At 75.7% G+C, this 4,950-nt stretch carries 3 protein-coding genes; 2 read left to right on the top strand and 1 reads right to left on the bottom strand.

All coding sequences use genetic code 11. The features are described from left to right. Window positions 1-32: 32 nt before the first annotated feature. Window positions 33-1,997 carry a beta-galactosidase gene (locus ATM99_RS01880; protein ID WP_062101259.1) on the top strand — a complete coding sequence of 655 codons (1,965 nt, stop codon included), beginning with the start codon at window positions 33-35 and terminating at the stop codon, window positions 1,995-1,997. After that, complete coding sequence (locus tag ATM99_RS01875; RefSeq protein WP_062101258.1) at window positions 1,994-3,751, top strand: beta-galactosidase family protein; 1,758 nt, start codon at window positions 1,994-1,996, stop codon at window positions 3,749-3,751. Before ATM99_RS01880 ends, ATM99_RS01875 begins: the two co-directional genes overlap by 4 nt. Window positions 3,752-4,257: 506 nt before the next feature. Here ATM99_RS01875 and ATM99_RS01870 read toward each other — a convergent pair. Beyond that, a partial coding sequence (locus ATM99_RS01870) for a bifunctional 2-polyprenyl-6-hydroxyphenol methylase/3-demethylubiquinol 3-O-methyltransferase UbiG (RefSeq protein ID WP_223304760.1) occupies window positions 4,258-4,950 on the bottom strand: 693 nt, incomplete at its 5' end.

Below are 4,950 nucleotides of genomic sequence, written 5' to 3'. Positions count from 1 at the left end.
AGCACCACCGCACCACCCGGAAGGACGCACCCGTGCCCGCACAGCCCCGCATCCGCTACGGCGGCGACTACAACCCCGAGCAGTGGCCGCAGGAGGTGTGGGACGAGGACGTGCGGCTCATGCGCCGCGCGCACGTGACGACGGCGACCGTCGGGGTGTTCTCGTGGTCGCGCCTCGAGCCCCGCCCGGGCGAGTACGACTTCGCGTGGCTCGACGACGTGCTCGACCGCCTGCACGCCGGGGGCGTGCGCGTCGACCTCGCGACCGCGACCGCGTCGCCGCCCGCGTGGTTCGCGCAGCGCTACCCCGACTCGCTGCCGGTCACCGAGGACGGCGTGCGGCTCGCGTTCGGGTCGCGGCAGCACTACTCGCCGTCGTCGCCGGACTACCGGCGGCACGCGCTCGCGCTCGTCGAGCAGGTGGTGCGGCGGTACGCCGACCACCCGGCGCTCGAGATGTGGCACGTCAACAACGAGTACGGCTGCCACGCGGCGCTGTCGTACGACGCGCACACGGTCACCGCGTTCCGGGCGTGGCTGCAGGACCGCTACGGCACGGTCGACGAGCTCAACCGCGCGTGGGGCACCGACTTCTGGTCGCAGCGCTACGCGGCGTTCGACCAGGTGGGCGTGCCGTCGGCCGCGCCGTCCTTCCGCAACCCCGGCCAGCTCCTGGACTTCCGGCGCTTCAGCTCCGACGCGATGCTCGCGCTGCACCGCGCCGAGGTCGAGGTGATCCGCCGCCACAGCCCGGACGTGCCGATCACGACCAACTTCATGGGCTTCTTCCCGCACACCGACTACTGGGCGTGGGCGCGGCACGTCGACGTCGTCAGCGACGACTCCTACCCGGACCCGGCCGACCCGGCCGCGCACGTGCGGCTCGCCGCGCAGCGCGACCTCATGCGCGGCCTGGGCCAGGGGCGGCCGTGGCTGCTCATGGAGCAGGCGACGAGCGCCGTCAACTGGCGCGAGCGCAACGCGCCCCGCCCGCGCGGGCAGCACCGCGCGCACTCGCTGCAGGCCGTCGCGCGCGGCGCCGACGGGGTCCTGCACTTCCAGTGGCGGCAGTCCGCGGCCGGGGCCGAGCGGTTCCACTCGGCGATGCTGCCGCACGCGGGCGAGGACACGCGGCTGTTCCGCGACGTCGTCGCGCTCGGCGAGGAGCTCGCGGGGCTGTCCGACCTCGTGGGGAAGGGCGTCGACGCGCGCGTCGCGATCGTCCTCGACTGGGACGCGTGGTGGGCGCTCGACCAGCCCGCGACGCCCGCGCGGCTCGACTACGTCGACCGGTTCCTCGACTGGTACGCGCCGTTCCTGCGGCGCGGCGTGACCGTCGACGTCGTCGCCGCGGGCGCCGACGTCACCGGGTACGACCTGGTCGTCGTGCCGCTGCTGCACGCGGCACGCCGCGAGCACCTCGAGGCCTACGACGCGTACGTGCGCGGCGGCGGGCACCTGGTCGTCACCTACGCGACCGCGCTGGTCGACCAGGACCTGCACGTGTACCTCGGCGGGTACCTCGGGCCCCTGCGCGCGACGCTCGGCGTGCGCGTCGAGGAGGTCGCGCCGACGGCCGGGCCCGACGGCACGCCCGGCCCGGGGCTGCGCCTCGCGGGCGAGGTCGCGGGCGACGCGGCGCTCTGGCAGGACGTCCTGGTGGTCGACGACGCGCAGGTCGTCGCGACGTTCGCCGACGGGCACGCCGCCGGGGGAGCCGCCGTCACGCGCCGCGCGCACGGCGACGGCGCCGCCTGGTACGTCGCGACGCAGCCGGCCGCAGACGTGCTCGACGCGCTCGCGGGCCGCTGGCTGCGCGATGCCGGCGTGCCCGCGCTGCTCGCCACGCCCGTCGCCGGGGTCGAGGCCGTGCGCCGCGGCGACCGCCTCGTCGTCGTCAACCACACCGCCGCGCCCGTGTCGCTCGACGTCGCCGGGCGGCGCGTGGACCTCGACGCGCACGACGCGCACGTGCTGGACGCGAGGGCGGACGCGTGAGCACGTTCGAGATCGGCGAGCGCGACTTCCTGCTCGACGGGCGCCCGCACCGCGTCGTGTCCGGGGCGCTGCACTACTTCCGCGTGCACCCCGACCTGTGGGCCGACCGCATCCGGTCCGCGCGCCTGCTGGGGCTCAACACGATCGAGACGTACGTCGCGTGGAACTTCCACGCGCCGCGGCGCGGCGAGTTCGACCTCACGGGTCCGCGCGACCTGGGCCGGTTCCTCGACCTCGTGGCCGCCGAGGGCATGCACGCGATCGTGCGCCCCGGCCCGTACATCTGCGCCGAGTGGGACAACGGCGGGCTGCCCGCGTGGCTGCTGGCCGACCCGAGCATCGGCGTGCGCCGCCACGAGCCCGGGTTCATGGCGGCGGTCGGCGAGTACCTCGACGCGGTCCTGCCCGTGGTCGCGGCGCGCCAGGTGGACCGCGGCGGGCCCGTGGTCGCGGTGCAGGTCGAGAACGAGTACGGCGCGTACGGCGACGACAAGGGCTACCTGCAGGCGCTCGTCGACCTCACGCGCGCCGGCGGCATCACCGTGCCGCTGTTCACGTGCGACCAGGCCGACGACGCGATGCTCGAGCGCGGCGGGCTGCCCGGGCTGCTGCGCACCGCGACGTTCGGGTCCCGCGCCGCCGAGCGGCTCGCGATCCTGCGCCGGCACCAGCCGACTGGCCCGCTGATGTGCATGGAGTTCTGGAACGGCTGGTTCGACTCGTGGGGTCTGCCGCACCACGTCGCGCCCGCCGAGGCGAACGCGCAGGACCTCGACGACCTGCTCGCCGCGGGCGCGTCGGTCAACCTCTACATGGTGCACGGCGGCACGAACCTGGGGCTGACGAACGGCGCCAACCACAAGGGCACCTACCTGCCCATCACGACGTCGTACGACTACGACGCCCCGATCGCCGAGCACGGTGCGGCGACGGCCAAGTACCACGCGATGCGCGCCGTGCTCGCGCGGCACCTGCCCGTGCCCGACGAGCTGCCGGACACCCGTCCGCCCGCGCCGGTGCGGGAGGTCGCCCTGACGCACCGCGCGCCGCTGGCCGCGCTCCTCGACGTCGTGGCGAGTGTGCCGCGCGCGTGGGACCACGTGCCGACGGCCGACGAGGCCGGCCACTGGAACGGCTTCGTCGTGTACCGCACGCGCGTGCGCGCCGACGACCGCGTGCTCGCGGTCGGCGAGGTGCGCGACCGCGCCGTCGTGCTGCTCGACGGCGAGCCGGTCGGCGTGCTGTCCCGCACCGCGCACGAGCACGTGCTGCCGCTGCCGGCCCGTGCGGGCGAGCTCACGGTGCTCGTCGAGGACCAGGGGCGCGTCAACTACGGCCCGCGCATCGGCGAGCCCAAGGGGCTCGTCGGCCCCGTGCGCACCGCGGTGCGCGAGCTCACCGCGTGGACGACGTCCGCGCTGCTCGTGGACCCGCTGCCCGCGGCCGCGACCGACCGGCTCGCGCCCGTGCCCGCCGACCAGCCCGTCGCGGGCCCCGCGCTGCTCGCGGGAGCGTTCGACGCCGAGCCCGGGGTCGACCACTTCTGGTCGACCGACGGGTGGGGCAAGGGCCTGGTGTGGGTCAACGGCACGCTGCTCGGGCGCTACTGGTCGGCCATGCCGACGCGCACGCTCTACGTGCCGGGCTCGCTGGTGCGCGAGCGCAACGAGGTCGTGGTCCTCGAGCTCGGCGGTGCGGCCGACGCGGTCGTGCGGTGCGTCGCGGAGCCCGTGCTCGGGCCCGTCGACGTCTGACGGGACCGTCGGTCGACGTCTGACGGGACCGTCGGTCGACGAGGTCTGCCGTCCGACGCCGGCCGACGTGGTCCGTCGACCGGCCCTCGCTCGCGCGACCCGCCGCCGTCCCGGTCCGCGGGACGAGGTCGTGGCGAGACCGGGCTGACGTCGCTCATCCGCCGTGAGGGTGACGTCAGCCCGGTCTCGTGGGCCGCGCATCTCGCGGTGCGGACGACCCGGTGAGGGGCCGTCGGATCCGGTCGTGCCGCGCAGGACCGGTCGACCCTCGCCCGTGACGACCCGGCGTCGTCCCGGTCCGTGGGACGTGGCTGTGACGAGACCGGGCTGACGTCGCTCATCCGCCGTGAGGGTGACGTCAGCCCGGTCTCGTCGGCCGTGCGTCTCGCGGTACGGGCGGCTCGATGCGGGCGGTCGGAGCCGGCCGGACCACGCGGAACGGTCGATCGCGAGTCGAGGGTGGGTCGACGCCGATCGGTGCCGACGGGAGCCGGTCCGTGCGGTGCTCAGCGTCGCCGCGCGACCAGCACCGCGTCCCGCACGGCCACCTCGACCCCGTCGTGCTCGATCGTCCGCTCGAGCACCTGCGGCTCGATCGAGTCCCACTGCGCCGGGTCGAGGTCGGCCGCCACCTGCTCGGCCGTGTGCCCGAGGCGCGCGAGGTGCGGGCGCGGCACGGGCCCGTCGACGTCCGACAGGTCGTGCCCGACGACCAGCAGCGTGCCGCGCGGCGCGACCGCGTCGGCCAGCCAGCCCCAGCCGCGACCGCCCTCGGCGTGCAGGTAGTGCGACGTCACGAGGTCGTACGTCGTCGGCGGCGTCCACGTGCGCAGGTCCGCCTCGACCCACGTGACGTCGAGCCCGCGCCGGGCGGCCTCGGCCGCGCCGCGGTCGAGCGCCGTGCGGGACGCGTCGACGGCGGTCACGCGCCAGCCGCGCGCCGCGAGCCACACCGCGTCACCGCCCTCGCCCGCGCCGGCGTCGAGCGCGGTGCCGGGGGTCAGGTCGCACGCGACCTGCGCGAGCGACGCGTTGACCCGCCCGCTCCACAGCGTGCCGCGCGTGCGGTACCGCTCCTCCCACCACACGGGGTCGAGCGTCACCGCGGGGTCGTCGAGGTCGTCGTGGCGCTGGTCGTGGTGCATGGTCTCTCCTCGGTCGTGGAGCTGGTCCGTCGGTGGGGTGGGCTGGATCGCGCT

It is taken from the genome of Cellulomonas sp. B6 (assembly GCF_001462455.1).
Taxonomy (GTDB): domain Bacteria; phylum Actinomycetota; class Actinomycetes; order Actinomycetales; family Cellulomonadaceae; genus Cellulomonas.
This window is presented reverse-complemented; position numbering and strand designations above follow the sequence as displayed.